This is a genomic window from Marinigracilibium pacificum, from assembly GCF_012926615.1.
GTDB classification, from domain to species: domain Bacteria; phylum Bacteroidota; class Bacteroidia; order Cytophagales; family Cyclobacteriaceae; genus Mangrovivirga; species Mangrovivirga pacifica.
Map to the genome: position 1 here is coordinate 182928 of NZ_JABBNU010000009.1, position 19743 is coordinate 202670.

Consider the following 19743-nt stretch of genomic DNA (forward strand, 5'->3'; position numbering starts at 1 on the left):
TCTTACCTCTTATAATGTTCGATAACTTTACGTACAGAACCATAACTGGAAAGCAATTCTTGCGCTTCCTGACGAGATATATTTAAGGAGTTCATCAGCATTCTGCATCCTCTGTCTACAAGCTTCTCATTACTAAGTTGCATATCAACCATTTTATTACCCTTTACGCGCCCAAGGCTAATCATTACACCTGTTGAAATCATGTTCAGGATCAGCTTTTGAGCTGTCCCGGCTTTCATTCGGGTACTTCCTGTTACAAACTCAGGGCCTACTACAGCTTCAATAGGCACTTCAGCTGCTTCTGCTAAAGGACTTCCATCATTACAGGTAATACAAGCAGTAAACAACCCGTTTTCTCTTGCATTTTTAACTCCACCTATAACATACGGGGTTGTCCCTGACGCTGCAATACCTATCACAGTATCATTTTTATTTATATCAAATTTGGATAAATCTTTCCAAGCCTGCTCAGCATCATCCTCCGCAAACTCAACAGCCTTTCTGATTGCACTATCTCCACCTGCTATGATACCAATTACTATATCATGAGGCACTCCAAATGTAGGAGGACACTCTGAGGCATCTACGATACCCAGCCTTCCACTGGTGCCAGCACCAATATAAAACAGACGACCACCCTCTTTCATTCGCTCTGAAACAGCCTTAACAACTCTCTCAATTTGAGGTATACATCCTTCAACAACCTTCGGAACTTTCTTATCTTCCTCATTAATAGCCTTCAGTAATTCAGCTACTGGCATGTTCTCAAGATTGTCGTATAATGAATCAGCTTCTGTGGTTCTGTCTTTCATATTATTTAGAAGTACTTTCAATCAATTGTTGGTGATATAGGGTCAGTCCGGCAATAGGAGTTTCTGAAATATTACGGACGGTAACTCCTTCGTCATTAGCAACCTGCCTAAGTAAATTACTAAAATAAAACGCTACGCCACCGGTAAAATGTATAGGAACTTCATTGATCTTATCTCCGAAGTTTTCTTTTATCTGTTTGATGAATATTGAAAACCGATCATAGATTAACCTGGCCATCCATGGTTTATTCATATGCTGCATCATAAATCTGGTAAAACTTCCCAGATATTTCTGCTTGTTTTCGGCTGCATACAAAGCGCCAAGAACTTCATCGGGAGATCCAAAGCGCTTGTCAAAAAAACCTGCAAGATCTTTCGGCATTTTATTTTCAAGCCTTGCCTTTAGCAATACTTTACCCAGATCTGCACCGCTGCCTTCATCTCCCAGCAAATAACCTAATGAAGGTGATACTTTTACTATTTTCTCTCCATCAAAATATACAGCAGATGCCCCTGTACCCAAAATACATGAAATACCTGCAGCATTACCACACGAACTTTGAGCAGCAGCCATTACGTCTCCATAAACATGAATCGTTGCTTCTGGCCAGACTGCAATTAGCAAAGCTTTAACTTTTTCTGCCGGTTCGGTCCGGTGACACCCTGCTCCATAGAAATATATCTTGTCGGGTTTTTCTTCAGCAAAATCTTTGACTTGCTGAAAAACAGCTTCAAAATCACTTTTTGATGATTGATGCGCTTGCAGGCCTTGAGTATGCAATTGGTTGAAATTACCTTTTGAATTTATAAATCTCCAGTCTGCTCCGGTACCACCCGAATCTACAATATAGATCATGATTTGACTTTTCCTATTTTGCTAAACTTCTCGAAGACTTTTTCTGTATGAGGAGCATCCGATAATTCCTCGGTCAGGTCCTGACCTGCCCAATGCTCATAATGCTTACCATTCTTCCACAGCCTTGACGACGTCACATCATAAATATCTCCATTGAAGGCAACATAAACTTCTTCCTTATCCTGACCATTATACAGGGCAAGCTGACTTCTGGTTAGTTCCTTCAAACTGAATACTTTTCAATTACTGAATCAATTACCTCATCAATAGCTGACGAACTTTCATAGAATCCAACTACCTTCCTAATGATATCATCAACCATTGCGTCAGGACAACTGGCACCACTGGTTATTAATATTTTTACAGGCTCATCAGTCTTAGAAGGAAGGAAATCTTCAGTGACTCTTTCTTCTTTTTTCAAATGAAGGTAATGTGATATTAATTTTTCTGACAAGATTTTGTCTGCATCTGAAATATGATAGGTAGGCAGTTCTTCTTCACAAAGATCAACAAGGTGTGAGGTATTACTAGAGTTATACCCACCCACAACAATAGCCAGGTCAGCTTCAATTTCAAGCATTCCTCTTACAGCTCCTTGATTATCAGAAGTAGCATAACACAGCGTATCACGTGTATTTGCAAAATGATTTGAAATATTCTCCTCACCTACTCTTGAAAGCATTACTTCCCTTAGGTAATCAGTAATTTCCTGAGTATCCTCCGCCAGCATTGTAGTCTGGTTTACAACCCCAATCCTGTCAAAATGAATTTCTGGGTCAAACCCTTCACTATATCTGTCGGCAAATTCCTCAAAAAACTCTTCCCTTGTTTTTTCTTTTAATATATAAGGTTTAAGCTTTTTAGCTTCTTCAATATTTTGAACTACCAGTGCCGGCGCTGTCTCTTTTGCATGAGAAAAAGTTGCCCTGGTCTCTTCGTGATAACTTTTCCCATGAATCACCACAGTATAATCATCATCACCTAAGCTTCCGGCTCGCTTCCATACTTTAACAACAAAAGGACAAGTAGTATCAAATCGCTTTACATCAATATTTTTATCTTTCAGGATATCTTCTATCTCGACTGTTGTTCCAAATGCAGGAATCACTACAATATCATCTCCTCCAATTTCATCCCATGATACAAACTGGTTGCCTTTGGTGTCCATTATAAAACGCACACCCATCTCATGAAGGTCCTGATTAACCTTTGGATTGTGAATCATTTCACTTAGCAGGAAAATTCTTTTACCCTGATTTTCATTAACGGTCTTATAAATGATCTCGATTGCATTTTCAACACCATAACAAAAGCCAAAATGTCTGGCTACATAAATCTTGACAGGACCAAAATCTAGTTCTGTAGGTGTAAAATCTTTCTTGGTTCGGTCATTTACCTTTCTTTGTTCTTTAATCCTGGAAATTATCGGACTTCGGTAAAAGCTCGGTATATCAAAACTTTTCATACGTAATAGCTAAACGAGATTATGACTCTAAAGTTAAATTCAACTTAAAATTGTCGAAGATATTTTTTCAAATGATCTACAATTTTAGGACTTTCTTTTTGAATACTATATAAAATTCCACTTTTATAGGCATTAAACCCTAAAAAATACATCCCCGGATATCTATCACCAGGAATTGCAGTATACGGATGCCCGTATTGATTTAAAAGTTTATCTCCACCTTCAATAAATTCTTCTATGGCAGATCTGAATCCTGTTGCATAGATAATTGCATCTATATCTATCATACTTTCATCATCAAACCAGGCCCAATGTTCTCTCACCTTGGTAAGTGCCGGCTTTACCTCAATCTTCCCTTCCCTTATGTAATCCATCGTCCCTTGATCAATCACCGGAGTTTTACCTTTTTTTCTAAGCATCTTTCCAGGTGGTTCTTTCTCCAGGGAAAGGCCATAATTGCCCATATCATTATATAAAGACTTCTTGATTAGATTCCCAATAAAATCAACTATAAATGGAGGAAGATATTTATTTAAAACAATACTTGTATGCTGGGTAGGGCGTCCTCTGAATTCTAATGGGACAACATTAACAGGACTTCGTACCGATAGATAAGTTGTAGCATCATGATCAGATAAATCCATTGCAATTTCTGCACCTGTGTTACCCATTCCGACAACCATCACATTCTGACCTCGAAACATTTCTCCATTATGATAGCTACTGCTATGTATTTGGGTGCCTTTAAACACATCAAATCCATCAGGCTTAGGGCAAATAGGTTTTCGATTAAACCCTGTACAAACAATAACGGATTTAGAAATCCATACCTTTCCAGAATTTGACTCAGTAACAAATAAATCGTCTTCTGATCGAACCACACGGATTACCTCCTGTCCAAACTCAGGTTTAATCCCATACCGAGTAGCATAAATATCAAGATAATCTGAAAAATCCTCTCTAGGGACATAATCAGGATAAGCCTCAGGAAATGGTAATCCAGGTAAATGTGAATATTTTTTTGATGTGTGAAGGCGCAACCGATCATAATGATTCTTCCAACTGCTTCCAACTGACTGATTCTTTTCAATCATAACAAATGGAATTCCTGCTTGTTTAAGCAATGAGCCAACTGCAAGACCTGCCGGCCCTGCTCCAATAATCAAAACTTCGGTTTCAGTCACAAACACATGTTTTTATATACTTCATAGGCTTCCTGGCTACCCAATGTCGCTGCTTTTTGAAAATCTCTGCAAGCAGCAGTAGGGTTTTCTTGTTCCAGATAACAATAACCTCTATAAAGATATCCATAGGGGCTTAGGTTGCGAATATAAATCAACCAGCTAAAAACTTTCCGGGCACGAGTATAATATTCTTTTTGAAATAATAAAGCACCATAATTCAAATACACTTCTGCATGAAGATCAGGTACATTTCTTGGAGGAATCAGTACGAACCAGGCTTTACCATATATTTGCTCATAACTTTTCTCGATGCGATTTCTGGCTAATCGAAAATAGAATAGAGCCTTTGTAGTATCCTTAACATCCTCAAGGTATACTTTACCTGTTTTATATGCAACTGTAACTCCATCTGTATCAGCATTAGCCACTCTTTCAAGGGCCGCAATAAGGTCTTCACGATCTCCAACTGCCTGCATACAGGTTATCATGTTATTACCTATTCTAATCAGGAATAACCCACCCTGATTTAAATACATTGTATATAACTGATAGGCCTTTGAATAGTTTTGCTCTTCGAAATGAAAATCTGCTCGCTGTGCAAGATATTTTAAAGCCTCTGTCCTTCTCCATTCCCAATTTATTGATAATCTGTCTTTTTCGGGAACTGAAGAAAAAGCAGTAAAAAGTGCTGTATATGACTCAGGAGAATCATACTTCATTGCTGTATCCATTGCCATGACAATGGGTTCAAGTTTCTTTTCAAAAAGATATTCTTGATACCAGTCATAACCAATTTTAGCCATGACAACGACAAGAAAAATAGCCATAACAAAACCAAAAGCATACATGGTAGCCTTACGGTTCTCCTCAGGAGTTAATTTTCTTCCGTTCTTTGAAAATGGATTTGGAGGGCGATATCTGGGGGTTGGCCTTACGAACTTTCGGCTTTGAGTATTTCTGCCCTGTTGTTTCCTTACCTCACTTTGATATCGTTGATACCTTAACCGGTCATCATAAATTTTTTTTGTCTCAGGGTTAGAAAGTATCTGGTAAGCATTTAAAACATCTTTAAAGATTGCTTCTGCCTTAGGATCCGAGTTAACATCCGGGTGATATTTTTTAGCCAAACGCTTATACGCAGTTTTAATTTCTATTAAATCTGCACTTTCAGGCACTGATAATATTGAGTATAGCGTTTGCATAAAAGTTAAACGAAATACCTTCCTCTCCTTATATAAAAATATAAAAACCCGGGAAAAGACCCGGGTTTAAATACAATTATCTTTATCTAACTTCAAAAATTACAAATCAATAATCTTGAACTCTACACGTCTGTTTTCCTGCTTCCCTTCGTCTGTAAAATTATCAGCAACAGGCTTAGACTCTCCATATCCAACAGCTTCAATTCTGCTATCGGAAATACCCTTACCAATTAAATATGTCCTTACCGAGTTTGCACGCTGTTCTGATAAACGCTGGTTATAAGCATCCGACCCATCCCCATCAGTGTGGCCTCCGATCTCAACTCTCATTCCCGGATTTTCTTCAAATATTTCAATCAATCTATCAAGCTCAAATCTTGATTCATCTCTTAATGTAGCTTTATCATAATCAAAGAAGATATTATTCAATCTTAAAATGCTACCTACTTGAATTGGAACCAGATAAATATCCTGAATTATCTCTTCATTTGGACGATATGAACGTGTATCCAGGTTAAATGATGCCGGAAGATATCCCTTAGCTTTAGCATAAAATGCATATTTACCACCTATATCAACCTGCTTTTCATAATCTCCAAGTCCGTCTTCTGTAACTGTAGTTCCTATCGAACGACCAGTCTTCAGATCTTCAAAAGTAACTTCAGCTGAAATAGGTGTCAGTGTATTTTCATCAATAGTTTTACCTTTGATCACCATTTTATTACAAAGAGCTCTTTCCTGCTCCCATAGGGCATCAATCTCAGCAAAACTTAAACTTCTGCTCCACATCTTAATTTCATCGATGTAGCCTTCATAGGGCCTGTTTTGTCCGACTATCTGTCTTCCCAATTTAAAAGTAACATCAGACACTCCATTATAGCCACTACCATGTTGACGATCAATACGATCCATTTTTCCATCAACAAAAACACCCATCTTTCCTGATCGATTCCACACTAATATTACATGCCTCCAGTCTTCGATACCATAGCGAGTTCTACCATAAACTCCAGTTTCATAGTGTTCTCCATCAGCAACAGTAAAGGAAATCAGGTTTTCAATATTAAAGAATGCGGCAAATTGATCTTGATGTTTGTCAAATGCCCATTTACCTAGAATAAGACCAAAGTCTTCACTATATAAACGAGTTGGCCTGAACCAAAAAGAAATAGTTAACCCACTTCTATTTCCATTCATAACCTGGTACTTATCATAGTATTCAATGTAATCATCAATTCCATCAAAATAATATGCATTACTACCGCAACGGCAGGATTCTTCAAGTTTTGCCCCATATACTGTTCCGGTAATTTCATTACCCGTTACATCATCAGGCCCCTGATCTAATGGGAAGTGTGCTATTAAATCTCTATCTAAATCGATCTCCTGAGTTTCTTGTGCAGTCAAACGGGCAGGAGTTAAAATCAAAAAGCATAGAGATATAAAAAATACTATCTTTCTCATCGCAAAAAAAATAAAGCTGATTTTTCAAAAAAATACCCTCAAATATAGTACAAATTATTAGCCCGGAATATGCAATATTTGCCAAAAACATACTTGTATCGATATTTATAGGGCTCTGATCGAATAATCAAACAAAAAAACCTCAGATCATTCGGGCTTTTCTATTATTCAATAAAATTCGATATATTAGACTACCAAACTTTTAATATATGATATTAAGTAACGAAAAACAGCTAAGGATTCTGATCGAAATTGCCAAATCAGATGGCGAACTTCACCCGGATGAACTCTCTCTAATAATGAGAATCGCAGAAGGTAGTGGCATCGATCAAAACAAAGTCAAGGAGTTCATAGTTAACCCTAAACCTTCAGGAAAGCTTGAAGCACTTACTTTTGATCAAAAGTTCGAGTACTTGTACAATATCATATTATTAATGAAGGCCGACAAAAGGATAACATTTAAGGAAATCAAACATTGCCAGAATATTGCAAAGAAGTTAGGGTTCAACCCAAGTGTCGTTTCAGAACTATCCGCTCATATTTACAGTGATCCTTCCATCGCTGCAGATATAAACATGTTACAAAATAAAGCTAAAAAGTACTTGATTAATCTTTAAGGAATATCCTGACCAATTGAAGCAGAATAAATCTCAAACCATTCCTGAGTAGTTAACTCGATATTAAATGCATCCAGGGCATCTTTTAATCTGGATGATTTACCAGTGCCCAATACTGGCAAAATTTCAGCTGGGTGCTTTAGGTGCCAGGCAAGAATAATCACATCTAATCCAACATTATATTTCTCAGCTAATTTTTGAAGAGTTTTTCTAACTCTCACTACCTGATCATCAGAATTATCATCACTAAATATTGCTCCACTTCCCAATGGAGACCAAGCCATTGGCTTTAATCCAAGTTCTATACACTGATCTAATGTGCCGTCAGTCAAACATTCGGTATATAAAGGAGAAACCTGAACCTGATTTGTCACCAATGGAAAATATTTATTCAGCATAGAAAACTGAGAGGGCGTAAAATTTGATACGCCGAAATGAATCACTTTACCTTCGTGCTTCAATTTATTAAAAACCCCGGCTACAACTTCAGGATTTAACAAAGGACTGGGTCTGTGTAATAATAACAGATCAATATAATCTGTCTTCAAATTACTCAGACTGGTATTCACTGAATTAATAATATGTTCTTCAGAATAATCATAAGACTTGATTTGATGCTCAGGCCTGTTTTCTGACACCATTTTTATACCACACTTGGTAATAAGCTGAATATTGTCACGATTCACTCCGGAATGCTCCATAGCATCACCAAACAGCTTTTCATCCGTGTAATCACCATAAATATCTGCATGGTCAAACGTTGATATTCCCAGCTCGGCGCATTCTGATATGATACTCCCTACTTGTTTGGGAGAATATTTATGCCCCCAATGTCCCCATTTCCACACTCCGGCAACAAGCCTTGAAAGCTCAGGGCCTTCATTAGAAATAACTACTCGGGGGCATATTTGATGATTCATTTTATAAGTCTTCTTCTCTTTCTAACATTAATAATGAAGCCTGTGGTACTATAAAATACTTTTCATTCTCATATTCCAGTTCAATGGCTCCTTTTTGAAGAAATATCGCCAAATCACCTTCCTTTGCTTGTAATGGTATGTACTTAATTGATTCTTTTTCTCCCTTCCACAGCTCCTCTTCTTCGCTTGGTAACGGAATAGGATATCCAGGCCCCGTTTTCATCACATATCCGGTCTGAATCTTTTCTTTTTCTCGTACTCCGGGAGGGAGAAACAAACCACTGGCAGTTTTTTCTTCTGTCTTTGCCGGCTTGATCAAAACTCTGTCACCAACAATGATCAACCGCTTAAATTTATTATCAGGAGTAATATGCATGATTAAAAGTTTTAAACCAGGATGCAAATTTAGATCCGGCAAACAATTTCATCAACATTTATCCTAATTTACATTTTTTGGTTCTATATCGTCTATTCGATGTGAGTTCTTCTTTATATATTCTTTGGCAGTCTGCTTAATTACAGGTCCGCTCAGCTGATTTAACAAATTATGCTCTTCCAGCGTAGCCACTATTTTCCTTATCTTGTCAGGAGTAAAAACAGCTTCATAATATGGCTTAAACTTATCTAGCTCACTATCATCAATAGAAACTTCATTGATACTGATATCCCAGGCTTCGTCTAGAGTAGTATAGTCAGATTGACTTAATGCATCTACAACAGCCTTCATTTCGCTAACCTTAACTTTATCTATAATATCTACAATTTCATCGGAAGAAACTTTCTGTGTTTCCTCCGGCATTGTACTCTTAACATCTTCAAACTTTTCAAATGTCGCCTCTATCTCCTTTTGTGCTTCCTTCACATCCATTTGTACCTTTTCAGGTAACAGAGTCATATCGGCTCCCTCAGTATCATTTAACTGATTCGCCAGCCACATCGGCAATACATATTGATAAACTACAACCCCGACACACATCAGGAATACAGCAAAATAGAATAGCTTCTTCACATTTTAGTTATTTAGTTATCAAATTACCATTTAATAATCTGTTGTAATCCGCACAACTCATAAACCCTTTTTCCTTGCAATAATTGCATGCTTTATAAGATTTATTCAAAGGCCCCTGACGTATAATCACTCCCTCACCAGCACAAACAGGACAGGTTATAGTAGAATTTGGGTCAACACAGTCGATACTATTAACTTTAACTATTTCAATACTGTCTGTAGTAAAAACAGGCTCTCCGGTATCCAATCCATCTTTATAGGCATTTTGAGATTTTTCCAGATACTCTACAGCATCATAATAATCTTTTCCGGAAGTACCCTTTAATTCAATGTACTTACTCAGCCAGTTAATACTTTGTTTATATTTCCCCAGAAAAAAGCTATTCTTACCAAATAAATATGTCACTTCTGCTGGTAACACAGCCATTCCTTTTATGACTTCCTTCAATAGCTTATCTGCATCTTCATAACGTTCATCCTCAATAGCTACTTCAGCATCATCCATTTTTTGTAATAATACTAATTCGCTCCTTGATCTGACTTCCTGAGCTGAAACAGTTAAGTTTGCAGCAATGATCAGTAAAAACAAAAAAATAATTCTCTGCACAATCATCTATTATTCACTCTAAAAGCTTCTATAATTTAAATAAAGTTATACGAAAACTAATGTTTCCTGCGTACTAGTAATAGAATAATATGTTAAAAAATTAAAATCATGCAGCAAAAAGCCCTGATAACTATAATTTTCTTAACGTTTTTAGCCTTTAATATTAATGCTCAAAGCTCTGGAAATTCACGTGATCCCAAACCAAAAGAGATTAGTGATGAAGAAGCTATAAAAATATTTATGGCTACTCGAAAGTCTGAAAGCAGATTAATGGCGTCAGAAAAGTGTCAGGGCCCTAATGAAACTATCAATGCATATTATGACCGGTTAATCAGCGAACATCATATCCGTATTCAGCAAAATATAGAACAGAAAAAAATAACTGAAAAATTAAAAGAGCAACCAAAATACAGCGACCCTTCGTATTTTGGTCATGACAATAAGCCTAAGAAAAGAAAAAGAGGTAAAAGGAGATACTGTATAGAATGCGGAATAATTCATTAAAGCGAAAAAAAAGAAGTCCCAAAAGGAAATCTCATAAAAAAACTAACAATAACAGCTACATGATGATCATTCATATCCTGATGATCATCTTTTTAACAATTTTAACTCAGACAGGTGGCTTAATCTATATTATTGCCCTTCTATCAAGCAAAGCTTTAAAAAGAACAATCACTGGCCCAGTAACCTTCATACTTATTTATGCATTGTGTTCAGGTGTTTTACTACCTTGGTTTTCATCATATGGAGGAAGAGTGCCTTTACCTGTAGATCATCCCTACATCAAACCGGGTAATTGGTTTACTGTGATTTGCAATCGACATTATGTGGCTCCATTAGTCAAACAGGAAATGGTTAAAGTGGCAGAAGATATTGCTCAAACAACTCCCGGGTATAAGATGGTTTACCTGGATGCAAACTTCCCATTCTTTAAGGGTTTTCCTTTAATTCCCCATCTTAGTCATAATGATGGCAAAAAAGTAGATATCGCGTTCACATACAATTCTGATAATAAAATCACTACAAAACTCCCTTCAATCTGGGGCTATGGCAATTATGTAGACAAAAGTTATTCGCCAAATCAAGTATGTCCGGAATCCGGAACGAGCTACGGAATAACAGAGAAACTTCCATTTACAGAAATCAATCCTGGCCTGGAAGTTAACCATGAAGTTAATACCAGAGTTGCCAATAGAATCCTTAAAGCCCAAAGAATAGAAAAAATATTTGTTGAACCCTACCTCAAGTCAAAGTGGAAACTAAATAGTAACAAGGTAAGGTTTCAGGGTTGCCATGCCGTTAGACATGATGACCATTTCCATGTACAGTTCAGGTAATTTGATATCTGAGAACAATTAACTTTCAAGCCTCCAATTCTTTGTTTAAATTAGTCTAACACTACACATCATGGATATCAAAATCAACAGATACATAGAACACACAAGGCTGTCACCAACATTTACAGACAACGATGTCTATGCCTTGGTAGAGGAAGCTGCAGAACACAATTTTCTAGGCATTTGCCTTCCTCCTTTTTGGGTAAAAAAAGCAAAAAGAGAAATTGGTGATCAGGACATACAGCTTGTGAGTGTGGCAGGATTTCCTCTTGGCTACAATATGACTGAAACCAAAATTGAAGAAATAAAAAAAATGATCGATGATGGAGTTGATGAAATTGATCTCGTCTTCAATATTTCTGCATTTAAAGCCGGGATGATATGGCCAAAAATTGAGGTTGCAAAGTGTGCGACACTGGCACATGATAATTATAAAATCATTAAAGTTATTATTGAAACGGCATATCTTAACGGAGACGAAATACAGACTGTGAGTAAGCTCTGTGCTGACGCAGGTGTAGATTTTGTAAAAACCTCAACAGGCTTTGCTCCATCGGGTGCAGATGTTAATGATATCAGGATAATGAGAGAGACACTACCTTCAAATGTAGGCATTAAAGCATCAGGAGGTATTAGTTCATTAAGTCAGGCTCAGCAGATGATAAATGCGGGTGCAGATAGAATAGGCACCAGTAAAGGATTAAAAATAATGGAAGAATTTAAAAGTCATTCTAAATAATGAAGACTGTTTGTATTACCATCACCGGAAAAGTACAGGGTGTTTTTTTTAGAGCATCGACAAGGGAAAAAGCGAGAAGTTTGAACTTACGTGGATATGTTAAAAACCAACATGATGGATCTGTATATATTGAAGTTTCGGGCGATCCGATGAAACTACAAAAGCTAATTGACTGGTGCCGTGTTGGCCCGGAAATGGCAATAGTAGAAAATGTAAGTGTAATAGAGTTAGATCAGCCTTCTCACGAAATCGAATTCGAGATAGTTCACTAAAATCAGGCTATTTTATATGCCTGAACGCCTCTTTTCTTTCTTATCTGAACCTCAAAATTCTCTTTCAATAGATTATTCAATCGGTAAGTAAGCAACTCGAAGTTTTTAGAACCATCATTGAAAACAGTTAGCTCGAGCATAATCTTTAAAAAGGCAGGCTGCTTAAGTGCAAGAGAATCCATCATTTCATCAAATCCGTTTGCCCATTGCTCAAGATAAATCTCATAGTGAGATCTTCCATCAAAATTCAGAAACAACTGATTATCAGTAGCAAATTTAAAACGATATACCCCAGACATTGCCAAATAGAACGGCTTCAAATGAGATAAATCTTTCGGCTCGTAATTATTGATTTGCTCAATAGTATGGTCCACAAGACCTAGGGGATTATGTAAAGTACAATATGATTCTTTGATTTTATCGACCATCCTTAAAAGAAGTTCATCAGTTGAATCAACCTGAGCCTCTTTTAATATATAGTTTTTATCCAAAGGAAAATATCTTAACATAGTCTTCACACTTTATCAGACAAAAATAAGGGATTATATTTAATTTGCTGAAAAAAACTCACTTAATTCGGCTTTTACCTGCCAATATTTTCACCAAAAAAAACTGCATTCAAAAACATTTTATTCGTACCATACCAGAAGGCCCTGAAATTCAGGTTGTCAGCAAAAGTAATTACATTTCCACGACCCATACCACTCACATGTACTGCAGAAGTTCCGGATAACTTTTCAAGGTTTTCTGAAGAGATATAACCACTTAACAAAGGTTTTTCTGTATACACAACCGGGTTGACGTATGGATTCTTTTTTGACAACTCCATTACGGTAGTATTTCTACGGAATAATGGAAGAGTATTTTTGTAATAACCATAAGCCAATGGGTGAGTTAGATCAAGTGTTGCTTCAAAAATATTCCCTCCGATATATTGAGCACCTCTAAATCTCTGCCTCAAGGAGTATGGAAGTTGAATAACAGAAGAGTCATTTTCTTCTTTTTGATATTCAGCAGAGTTTAATCCAATAGTTTTCAAATATCCACCGGCATCTCTCATTGCCACAATAGTTCCTCCTCTTGCAACCCAATCTTTCAATGCCTTTCCTCCATTCATTGAACCATACGAACCATCAGGCATGATAATTACTGAATACTTGTTAAGGTCTACATTGGCAATCCGATCTGGAGAAATTATCGTAATCGGCATTTTCATTCTCACATCAAACAAATGCCATACCTCTCCGGCATCATAAGAATTTACCCCCTCACCGGCAATCATCATTACTTCAGGCTTTTTTAGATCATCCATTTTAGGACTTCCCAGATTAACCCCACCAGTATATCCGCTATTCAGAGAATAAACCTTCACTCTCCATTTCTTTTTAGCTTCATTAACCTTCTTTATCACATCTTCAGCTGAAGATTCCTGATTATGAACAGGCAAGACTAATGTCCCGGCAGGCATAATTTGGCCATCGCCAAATGAAAACTCCTCATTTGCAACTTTCATCCTTAGTCCATCTTTAAGCAATTCGTAAGCCATGGCCGGAGAATTATAATCCCTCCAGTCGATTACTAAAGCATAATCTGAAGTTCCAATTTCAGACACCCTTTCTGAACCAGATTCAAATTCCTCACCAATAAGATCCTTTCCGAAATTCTTCTGTAGATAATCGTATTCAACATTAAATGATAGCAAATAACTCCACGCAGATATATCATAAAACAGACTATCAGTAAAGGAAGTCCTGGTTTCAGTCATCGCTTTAATCAATCTGTATTTTGGCTGGTCAAAAGGCACCACAAAAGCTTCACCTTTTTTATAGTTATTTTTTCCCTGAGAAAGATCTTTTGCCGTACGATAAATTTTAATCTTATGTCTTTTAAAAATTTCAGCAAGATATTCAGCTCGGATCGGATCATGTTCAGCTCCAAAAATCAATGCTTTATTCGCATCTTTTGAAGCCTCGGATAAACTGCTTTTATAAAAACTCACCTGATACTCCAGCAAGTCATTCCTTAATTCTACAGCTGATTTAAATGTACTTAGTGATGTAGTAAACTGATTTTTTATAGCAAATGGAAATCTTAAAACTCCGTTAACAGTTTGCTGGGCATGCCCACGACTTGAAGCCTGCTCAAATAATATCCCGATACTTCCCTGAATATCCGGATATGTACTGCCTTTGCCATAATAAAAATCATCAAAGCTTTCCTTTGTGTAATACAGGCTACCGATTTTATCGAGTGCATCAGCATGATATTCTCCTATCCTTTCAGTTAAATCCTGATTCATTGCAGGAGTCAGTGGGTGTGTTCGCTCTGGAATACCCGGCTGAAAGAAAAAAGTACTGTTGGATCCCATCTCATGATGATCAGTCAGAATATTGGGCATCCATTTTTGAAAATATTCAATTCTTGCTTTGGATGAAGGTAATTGAACTGGCAACCAGTCTCTATTAAGATCAAACCAATAATGATTTGTTCTTCCTCCAGGATAACTTTCTTCAAATTCACGATGGTCAGGATCTGAAGTTTCCGTTAAATTTCTATTTGAATTTACCCATGTCGAAAACCGCTGGATTCCATCAGGATTAATTGCCGGATCTATTAAAACAACAACATTCTTAAGGTCTTCTAGAACCTTCCCCGTTCCTGCTGCGAAATGATAGGCTGTCAACAGACCTGCATTAGCTCCACTCGCCTCATTTCCGTGAACAGAAAAACCCATCCAGACTACAACAGGCACTTTTGATAAATCCGGGTCATTCGACGGATCACCATCTGTCAATAATAATCTCTGCCTTTGAATTTCATCAAGTCGTGCAATATTATCCGGATGCGAAATGGCCATTAGTAAAGTCGGCCTTCTTTCAAAAGTGTAACCAGTTTCAAACAACACTACACGATCACTCGACTCTGATAAGGCATGAGCATAACTAACTATTTTGTCATGAGATACATGCCATTCACCTACTTCATATCCTAAAATATCAGACGGCTTTACAATTTCACTTTTATACTCCTGACCATCCGGGAGGTAATATTCAAGCGATACCTGTCCAAAAATTGATTGCCCAAAAGTAAAAATCAAAGCGAAAAAATATATACGGAACATTTAAATTAAGTTTAGGTTAATTATCAAAAGTTTAAAAGGCTCTATTTATTATATATTAAGTCTAAAGACTAAATTTAGCCCAAAGGCCATTATTATGTTAAAAAAATATACGACTTTTTGTTTTCTATTATTGGTATTTTCTTTTGCCAATCTAAACGCTCAAACAGTTCAATCAGGACCAATGGTAGGATACTCTACCATGAAAGAAGTTCTGCTATGGATCCAAACTACTGAAGAGGCTGATGTTTACTTCAAGTATAATGAAAAGGGAAAATCTGAAAAATTCCAATCAAAAACAGTAAAAACAGAAGAAAACACCGGCTTTATAGCAAAAATCATAATCACCGGACTACAAGAAGGAAAGGAATATGAATATACTCCTTATATAAATGGAAAAGCTTTCAAGCCAGGTTATGAAATGAGCTTTCAAACTCAAACATTATGGCAATGGAGAAAAGACCCTCCACCATTATCTTTCGCTGCAGGAAGTTGCTTCTATGTTAATGAGTCTGAAGTAGACAGACCTGGCAATCCATATGGAAGTAACTTTGAAATTTTAACTTCCATACACAAAGACAATCCCGACTTCATGGTCTGGATGGGAGATAATACCTATTTAAGAGAAGCAGACTGGAATAGCCGATCAGGAATTTTCCATCGATACACCCATACCCGTTCACTTCCTGAACTACAACCTTTACTTGCAAACACACATCATTATGCAATGTGGGACGATCATGATTATGGACCAAATGATGCTGACAGAAGTTACTGGGGTAAGCACATTACTCAGGAAGCATTTAATCTGTTTTGGGGCAATCTAAATACCGGCATCATTGATGGAGAAGGGGTAACAACTACTTTTCCATGGCAAGATATCGAGTTTTTCATGCTTGATAATCGATGGTTCAGATCTGCAAATCATGACAAAAACTTTGACAATCGTGAAATGTTTGGCCAGAAACAGCTCTTATGGCTTAGAGAAGCATTGGTAAATAGCCATGCATCATTTAAGTTTATTGTTATGGGTGGTCAGGCTTTACCTGAAAACCCACGATTTGAAAGATATTCTACTTATCAAAAGGAAAGAGCTCAGTTTCTTGAAATGCTTAAGGATATTAATGTTCCGGGAATAATTATTCTAAGCGGTGACATTCACCATACTGAAATGAATAAAATGGAAAGAGATGGATTTTACCCCCTTTACGAAATCTCCGTTTCAAGTCTTACTGCCGGAATTTATGGCCTTAAAGAGCCATACAACAACAAATACTTATTGGAAGAAACGATAGTTAATGAACATAACTATGGCATTTTCACTGTTACCGGACCAAGGAAAGAGCGCGTTCTCAATATTAAAATAAAAGGAGTAAACGGAGACCTGAAATGGGAAAAGAATATTACAGCTGAAGAACTCTCCGTAAAAAGATAAAATAAATGCCTGAGGGATTCCTCAGGCATTCCATTTCTTCATTACAATACTGGCATTATGCCCGCCAAAACCAAAAGTGTTACTCAAGGCATAATTCATATTATGTGATTTTGTTTCCTTAACGATATTAGATCCCTCCGGTAGATTTTCATCTATATTATCCAGATTGATTGTCCCGGGAATTGTTTGCTCAATTAATGTCTTAGCAAGGGCAATACCTTCAATGGCACCTGCAGCCCCTAACAAATGACCGGTTATAGACTTTGTTGCAGTAACAGGAATATCTCCAAATCTATCACCTGTTAGTTTCTTTATCGCATTTAATTCTGAAATATCTCCTACTGGTGTAGATGTAGCATGTGCATTAATATGATCAAGCTCATTAACTGTGATTGACGATTCATTCAATGCTTGTTCCATACTCCACACTGCTCCTTCACCTTCGGGGTGTGTCGCAGTCATATGATAAGCATCAGCACTCATTCCGCCACCTGTGATTTCTGCGAGTATATTGGCTCCTCTTGCTTGAGCATGCTCCAATGACTCCAGAATTAATGCTCCTGCACCTTCAGCCATTACAAAGCCATCACGATCTCTATCAAAAGGTCTTGATGCTTTTTCAGGCGCATCATTTCTAGTTGATAAAGCTTTAAGAGCACTAAATCCTCCAAGAGCAGAATAGGTGATCGGAGCTTCAGAACCACCGGCAATCATAACATCAGCTCTTCCTTCTTTGATATTTCTAAAGCCTTCAATCAAGGCAGCAGTCGATGATGCACATGCAGATACAGGACAGTAATTGATTCCCATCAGGCCAAACTCCATTGCGATCAATCCGGAGGCGGTATCTACTAATATCCTTGGAATAAAGAATGGACTGAACCTTGGTAGTTCAGGATTCTCAAAGAATTCTTTTGTTCCTTGTTCAAATGTAGTAATCCCTCCATTTGCAGAAGACCAAATCACTCCAGCCCTTCTCGGGTCTTTAATATCCTCTTTTGTTAACCCTGCATTATTCATTGCCTCACGGCTGGCAACTAATGCATAATGACAATAAGGATCATATTTTCTTGCTTCCTTCCTGTCAAAATGGTCAGAAACATTAAAATCCTTAAGCTCTGCGGCAAAAGAGGTTTTAAAATATTGCGGGTCAAATTTAGTTATTTTAGAAACACCCGATTTCCCCTCGGTCAACGCATTCCAGAAATCATTTATATTTTCACCTATCGGGCTTAAAACGCCCATTCCTGTTATTACTACTCGTTGACCCATAATATTCTAAATTTAATTCATTAAACTTTGTTTCACACCGTTAATGATTTTTGCAAATTGCTCATCTCCAAACATCCTTGCTAATAGCAGACCTCCGGACATATTTGACAAAATCATTAATGCACGTGCTTCAGGCTCCCCATTAAACTGGAAGATGCCTTTATTCTTACCTAATTCAAGCAGTTGTGTAAGCCAAACCAAAGCACTGGAAATAAATTGCTTTGAATTTGACTGCATAGAATCAGGCAAAGTGTAAAATTCAGCACCTACTGAACCTATTAAGCAAACATGCTCTTCTTTTAAATACTCGGCATAGAAATCAAGAAAATCTGAAAGCTTCTGCCATTCATTCTTATCTGAACTATCTACATCAGATATAAATGAATTTAATCGAGTTTTAGCTCGTTCAATAATTTCATTGCCTAAATCTTCCTTTGTAGGATAGTGGTAATGAACTGCGGCTTTCTTAAGTCCCAGCTCATCAGATATATCCTTAAAGCTAAAAGAATTAAAACCTCTTGAACGTAGAAAATTATCTCCAAGCTCAATAATTTTTGATTTAGTATTACTCGCTTCCTCGCTCATAAAAAATTTAATTAACCTGCTTATACCTACTTACTCTGATTCATTATAATGGCTATCAGCCAACTCAACCGGTTTTGTTCTTTTCTTTCGTAAACGAAGGTTAAGGACCTCGACGAACAATGAAAAGAAGATGGCAAAGTAAACGTATCCTTTCGGAACATGCACATGAAAACTTTCAACAAATAATAAAAGACCAATCATTAACAAGAATGACAATGCCAGCATTTTTACCGTTGGATGCTTTTCAATAAAATCTGATATCGATTTAGCTGCTGCAAGCATTACGATCATTGACACAACAATTGCAGAAACCATTATTATAAAATTAGTTTTTGAATTTGGATCATCTACCAAACCAATAGCGGTAAGTATTGAATCAAATGAAAAAACAACATCAAGAAGAATAATTTGAATAATTGCCTTTCCTAGTGGAAGAGCAACCGCCTCTGGAGAGTCCTCGCTTATTCCTTCAAGTTTATGATGTATTTCGGTTGTACTTTTATAAATAAGAAAAAGACCTCCTAACAAAAGGATAAGATCTCTTCCGGAAAACTCAAAGTGATCAATCAGCTCTCCACCAAATAATTGAAAATTATCAATTATAAAGATAGGTTTCTGAAATCCTACAAGTACACTTATTCCAAACAACAGCAATACCCTGACGATCAAAGCTGCACTAATTCCAATCATTCGTCCCTTCTTTTGATCCTCAGGACGCATCTTACCGGTAAGGATCGAGATAAAAATTATATTATCGATCCCCAAAACAATTTCCATCAATGCCAGGGATAAAAAACTTACCAAGGCACCTACGGTAAATAATTCTTCCATGTGTTTAGCTGAAGTTTG

At 37.0% G+C, this 19743-nt stretch carries 22 protein-coding genes; 6 read left to right on the plus strand and 16 right to left on the minus strand.

Translation table 11 applies throughout. The features are described 5' to 3' along the window. Positions 1–2 precede the first annotated feature (2 nt). The 7 genes from murQ to HH304_RS15040 form a co-directional block, all read right to left on the minus strand. The gene (murQ, locus tag HH304_RS15010) at positions 3–812 is read right to left on the minus strand and encodes an N-acetylmuramic acid 6-phosphate etherase (protein ID WP_169683082.1); all 810 of its coding nucleotides are present in this window, start codon (positions 810–812) and stop codon (positions 3–5) included. A gap of 1 nt (position 813) precedes the next feature. Then, the gene (locus HH304_RS15015; protein WP_169683084.1) at positions 814–1668 is read right to left on the minus strand and encodes an N-acetylglucosamine kinase; all 855 of its coding nucleotides are present in this window, start codon (positions 1666–1668) and stop codon (positions 814–816) included. Further along, a complete protein-coding gene (locus HH304_RS15020; protein WP_169683086.1) occupies positions 1665–1895 on the minus strand; it encodes a cytochrome b5 domain-containing protein in 231 nt (76 codons plus the stop codon). Before HH304_RS15020 ends, HH304_RS15015 begins: the two co-directional genes overlap by 4 nt. Further along, positions 1892–3133 (minus strand): 4-hydroxy-3-methylbut-2-enyl diphosphate reductase, encoded by a 1242-nt coding sequence (locus tag HH304_RS15025; protein WP_169683088.1) that lies wholly within the window; start codon positions 3131–3133, stop codon positions 1892–1894. Before HH304_RS15025 ends, HH304_RS15020 begins: the two co-directional genes overlap by 4 nt. A 44-nt stretch (positions 3134–3177) precedes the next feature. Further along, positions 3178–4317 (minus strand): flavin-containing monooxygenase, encoded by a 1140-nt coding sequence (locus HH304_RS15030; protein ID WP_169683090.1) that lies wholly within the window; start codon positions 4315–4317, stop codon positions 3178–3180. Continuing rightward, positions 4314–5519, minus strand: coding sequence for a J domain-containing protein (locus HH304_RS15035; RefSeq protein ID WP_169683092.1), 1206 nt, complete (start codon positions 5517–5519; stop codon positions 4314–4316). Before HH304_RS15035 ends, HH304_RS15030 begins: the two co-directional genes overlap by 4 nt. Positions 5520–5618: 99 nt before the next feature. Continuing rightward, a complete protein-coding gene (locus tag HH304_RS15040) occupies positions 5619–6983 on the minus strand; it encodes an OmpA family protein (protein ID WP_169683094.1) in 1365 nt (454 codons plus the stop codon). A 209-nt stretch (positions 6984–7192) separates the two neighbouring features. Here HH304_RS15040 and HH304_RS15045 point away from each other — a divergent pair, with 209 nt between their 5' ends. Continuing rightward, a complete protein-coding gene (locus HH304_RS15045; RefSeq protein ID WP_169683096.1) occupies positions 7193–7600 on the plus strand; it encodes a TerB family tellurite resistance protein in 408 nt (135 codons plus the stop codon). Here HH304_RS15045 and HH304_RS15050 read toward each other — a convergent pair. The 4 genes from HH304_RS15050 to HH304_RS15065 form a co-directional block, all read right to left on the minus strand. After that, positions 7597–8520: an aldo/keto reductase gene (locus HH304_RS15050; RefSeq protein WP_169683098.1), complete on the minus strand. Its 924-nt coding sequence runs from the start codon at positions 8518–8520 to the stop codon at positions 7597–7599. The genes HH304_RS15045 and HH304_RS15050 overlap by 4 nt on opposite strands. Position 8521: 1 nt before the next feature. Continuing rightward, positions 8522–8896: a co-chaperone GroES gene (locus HH304_RS15055; protein ID WP_169683100.1), complete on the minus strand. Its 375-nt coding sequence runs from the start codon at positions 8894–8896 to the stop codon at positions 8522–8524. Positions 8897–8959: 63 nt separating this feature from the next. Then, the gene (locus tag HH304_RS15060; RefSeq protein WP_169683102.1) at positions 8960–9529 is read right to left on the minus strand and encodes a hypothetical protein; all 570 of its coding nucleotides are present in this window, start codon (positions 9527–9529) and stop codon (positions 8960–8962) included. A gap of 7 nt (positions 9530–9536) precedes the next feature. Further along, a complete protein-coding gene (locus HH304_RS15065) occupies positions 9537–10136 on the minus strand; it encodes a hypothetical protein (RefSeq protein WP_169683104.1) in 600 nt (199 codons plus the stop codon). Between the two features lie 108 nt (positions 10137–10244). On the opposite strand from HH304_RS15065, the gene HH304_RS15070 reads away from it, so the two are divergent. From HH304_RS15070 to HH304_RS15085, 4 genes are all read left to right on the plus strand, one after another. Further along, entirely contained in the window at positions 10245–10640 is a 396-nt protein-coding gene (locus HH304_RS15070; protein ID WP_169683106.1) for a hypothetical protein, read from the plus strand. Positions 10641–10699: 59 nt separating this feature from the next. Further along, entirely contained in the window at positions 10700–11473 is a 774-nt protein-coding gene (locus tag HH304_RS15075; protein ID WP_169683108.1) for a hypothetical protein, read from the plus strand. A gap of 70 nt (positions 11474–11543) precedes the next feature. After that, positions 11544–12212 (plus strand): deoxyribose-phosphate aldolase, encoded by a 669-nt coding sequence (deoC, locus tag HH304_RS15080; protein WP_169683110.1) that lies wholly within the window; start codon positions 11544–11546, stop codon positions 12210–12212. Beyond that, complete coding sequence (locus tag HH304_RS15085) at positions 12212–12484, plus strand: acylphosphatase (RefSeq protein WP_169683112.1); 273 nt, start codon at positions 12212–12214, stop codon at positions 12482–12484. Before deoC ends, HH304_RS15085 begins: the two co-directional genes overlap by 1 nt. 2 nt (positions 12485–12486) lie before the next feature. Here the strand turns inward: HH304_RS15085 and HH304_RS15090 are convergent, their stop codons facing one another. Further along, the gene (locus tag HH304_RS15090; RefSeq protein ID WP_169683114.1) at positions 12487–12993 is read right to left on the minus strand and encodes a hypothetical protein; all 507 of its coding nucleotides are present in this window, start codon (positions 12991–12993) and stop codon (positions 12487–12489) included. A 74-nt stretch (positions 12994–13067) separates the two neighbouring features. Continuing rightward, the gene (locus tag HH304_RS15095; RefSeq protein WP_169683115.1) at positions 13068–15605 is read right to left on the minus strand and encodes a M14 family metallopeptidase; all 2538 of its coding nucleotides are present in this window, start codon (positions 15603–15605) and stop codon (positions 13068–13070) included. A 94-nt stretch (positions 15606–15699) separates the two neighbouring features. Here HH304_RS15095 and HH304_RS15100 point away from each other — a divergent pair, with 94 nt between their 5' ends. Further along, a complete protein-coding gene (locus tag HH304_RS15100) occupies positions 15700–17037 on the plus strand; it encodes an alkaline phosphatase D family protein (RefSeq protein ID WP_169683117.1) in 1338 nt (445 codons plus the stop codon). Positions 17038–17058: 21 nt separating this feature from the next. Here the strand turns inward: HH304_RS15100 and fabF are convergent, their stop codons facing one another. Genes fabF through HH304_RS15115 form a run of 3 tightly spaced genes read right to left on the minus strand, consistent with a single transcriptional unit; the run spans position 17059 to position 19725 of the window. Beyond that, complete coding sequence (gene fabF / locus HH304_RS15105) at positions 17059–18309, minus strand: beta-ketoacyl-ACP synthase II (protein ID WP_169683120.1); 1251 nt, start codon at positions 18307–18309, stop codon at positions 17059–17061. Between the two features lie 12 nt (positions 18310–18321). After that, complete coding sequence (locus HH304_RS15110; RefSeq protein WP_169683122.1) at positions 18322–18894, minus strand: TetR/AcrR family transcriptional regulator; 573 nt, start codon at positions 18892–18894, stop codon at positions 18322–18324. 30 nt (positions 18895–18924) lie between these two features. Next, positions 18925–19725 carry a TerC family protein gene (locus HH304_RS15115; RefSeq protein ID WP_169683124.1) on the minus strand — a complete coding sequence of 267 codons (801 nt, stop codon included), beginning with the start codon at positions 19723–19725 and terminating at the stop codon, positions 18925–18927. Positions 19726–19743: the final 18 nt, after the last annotated feature.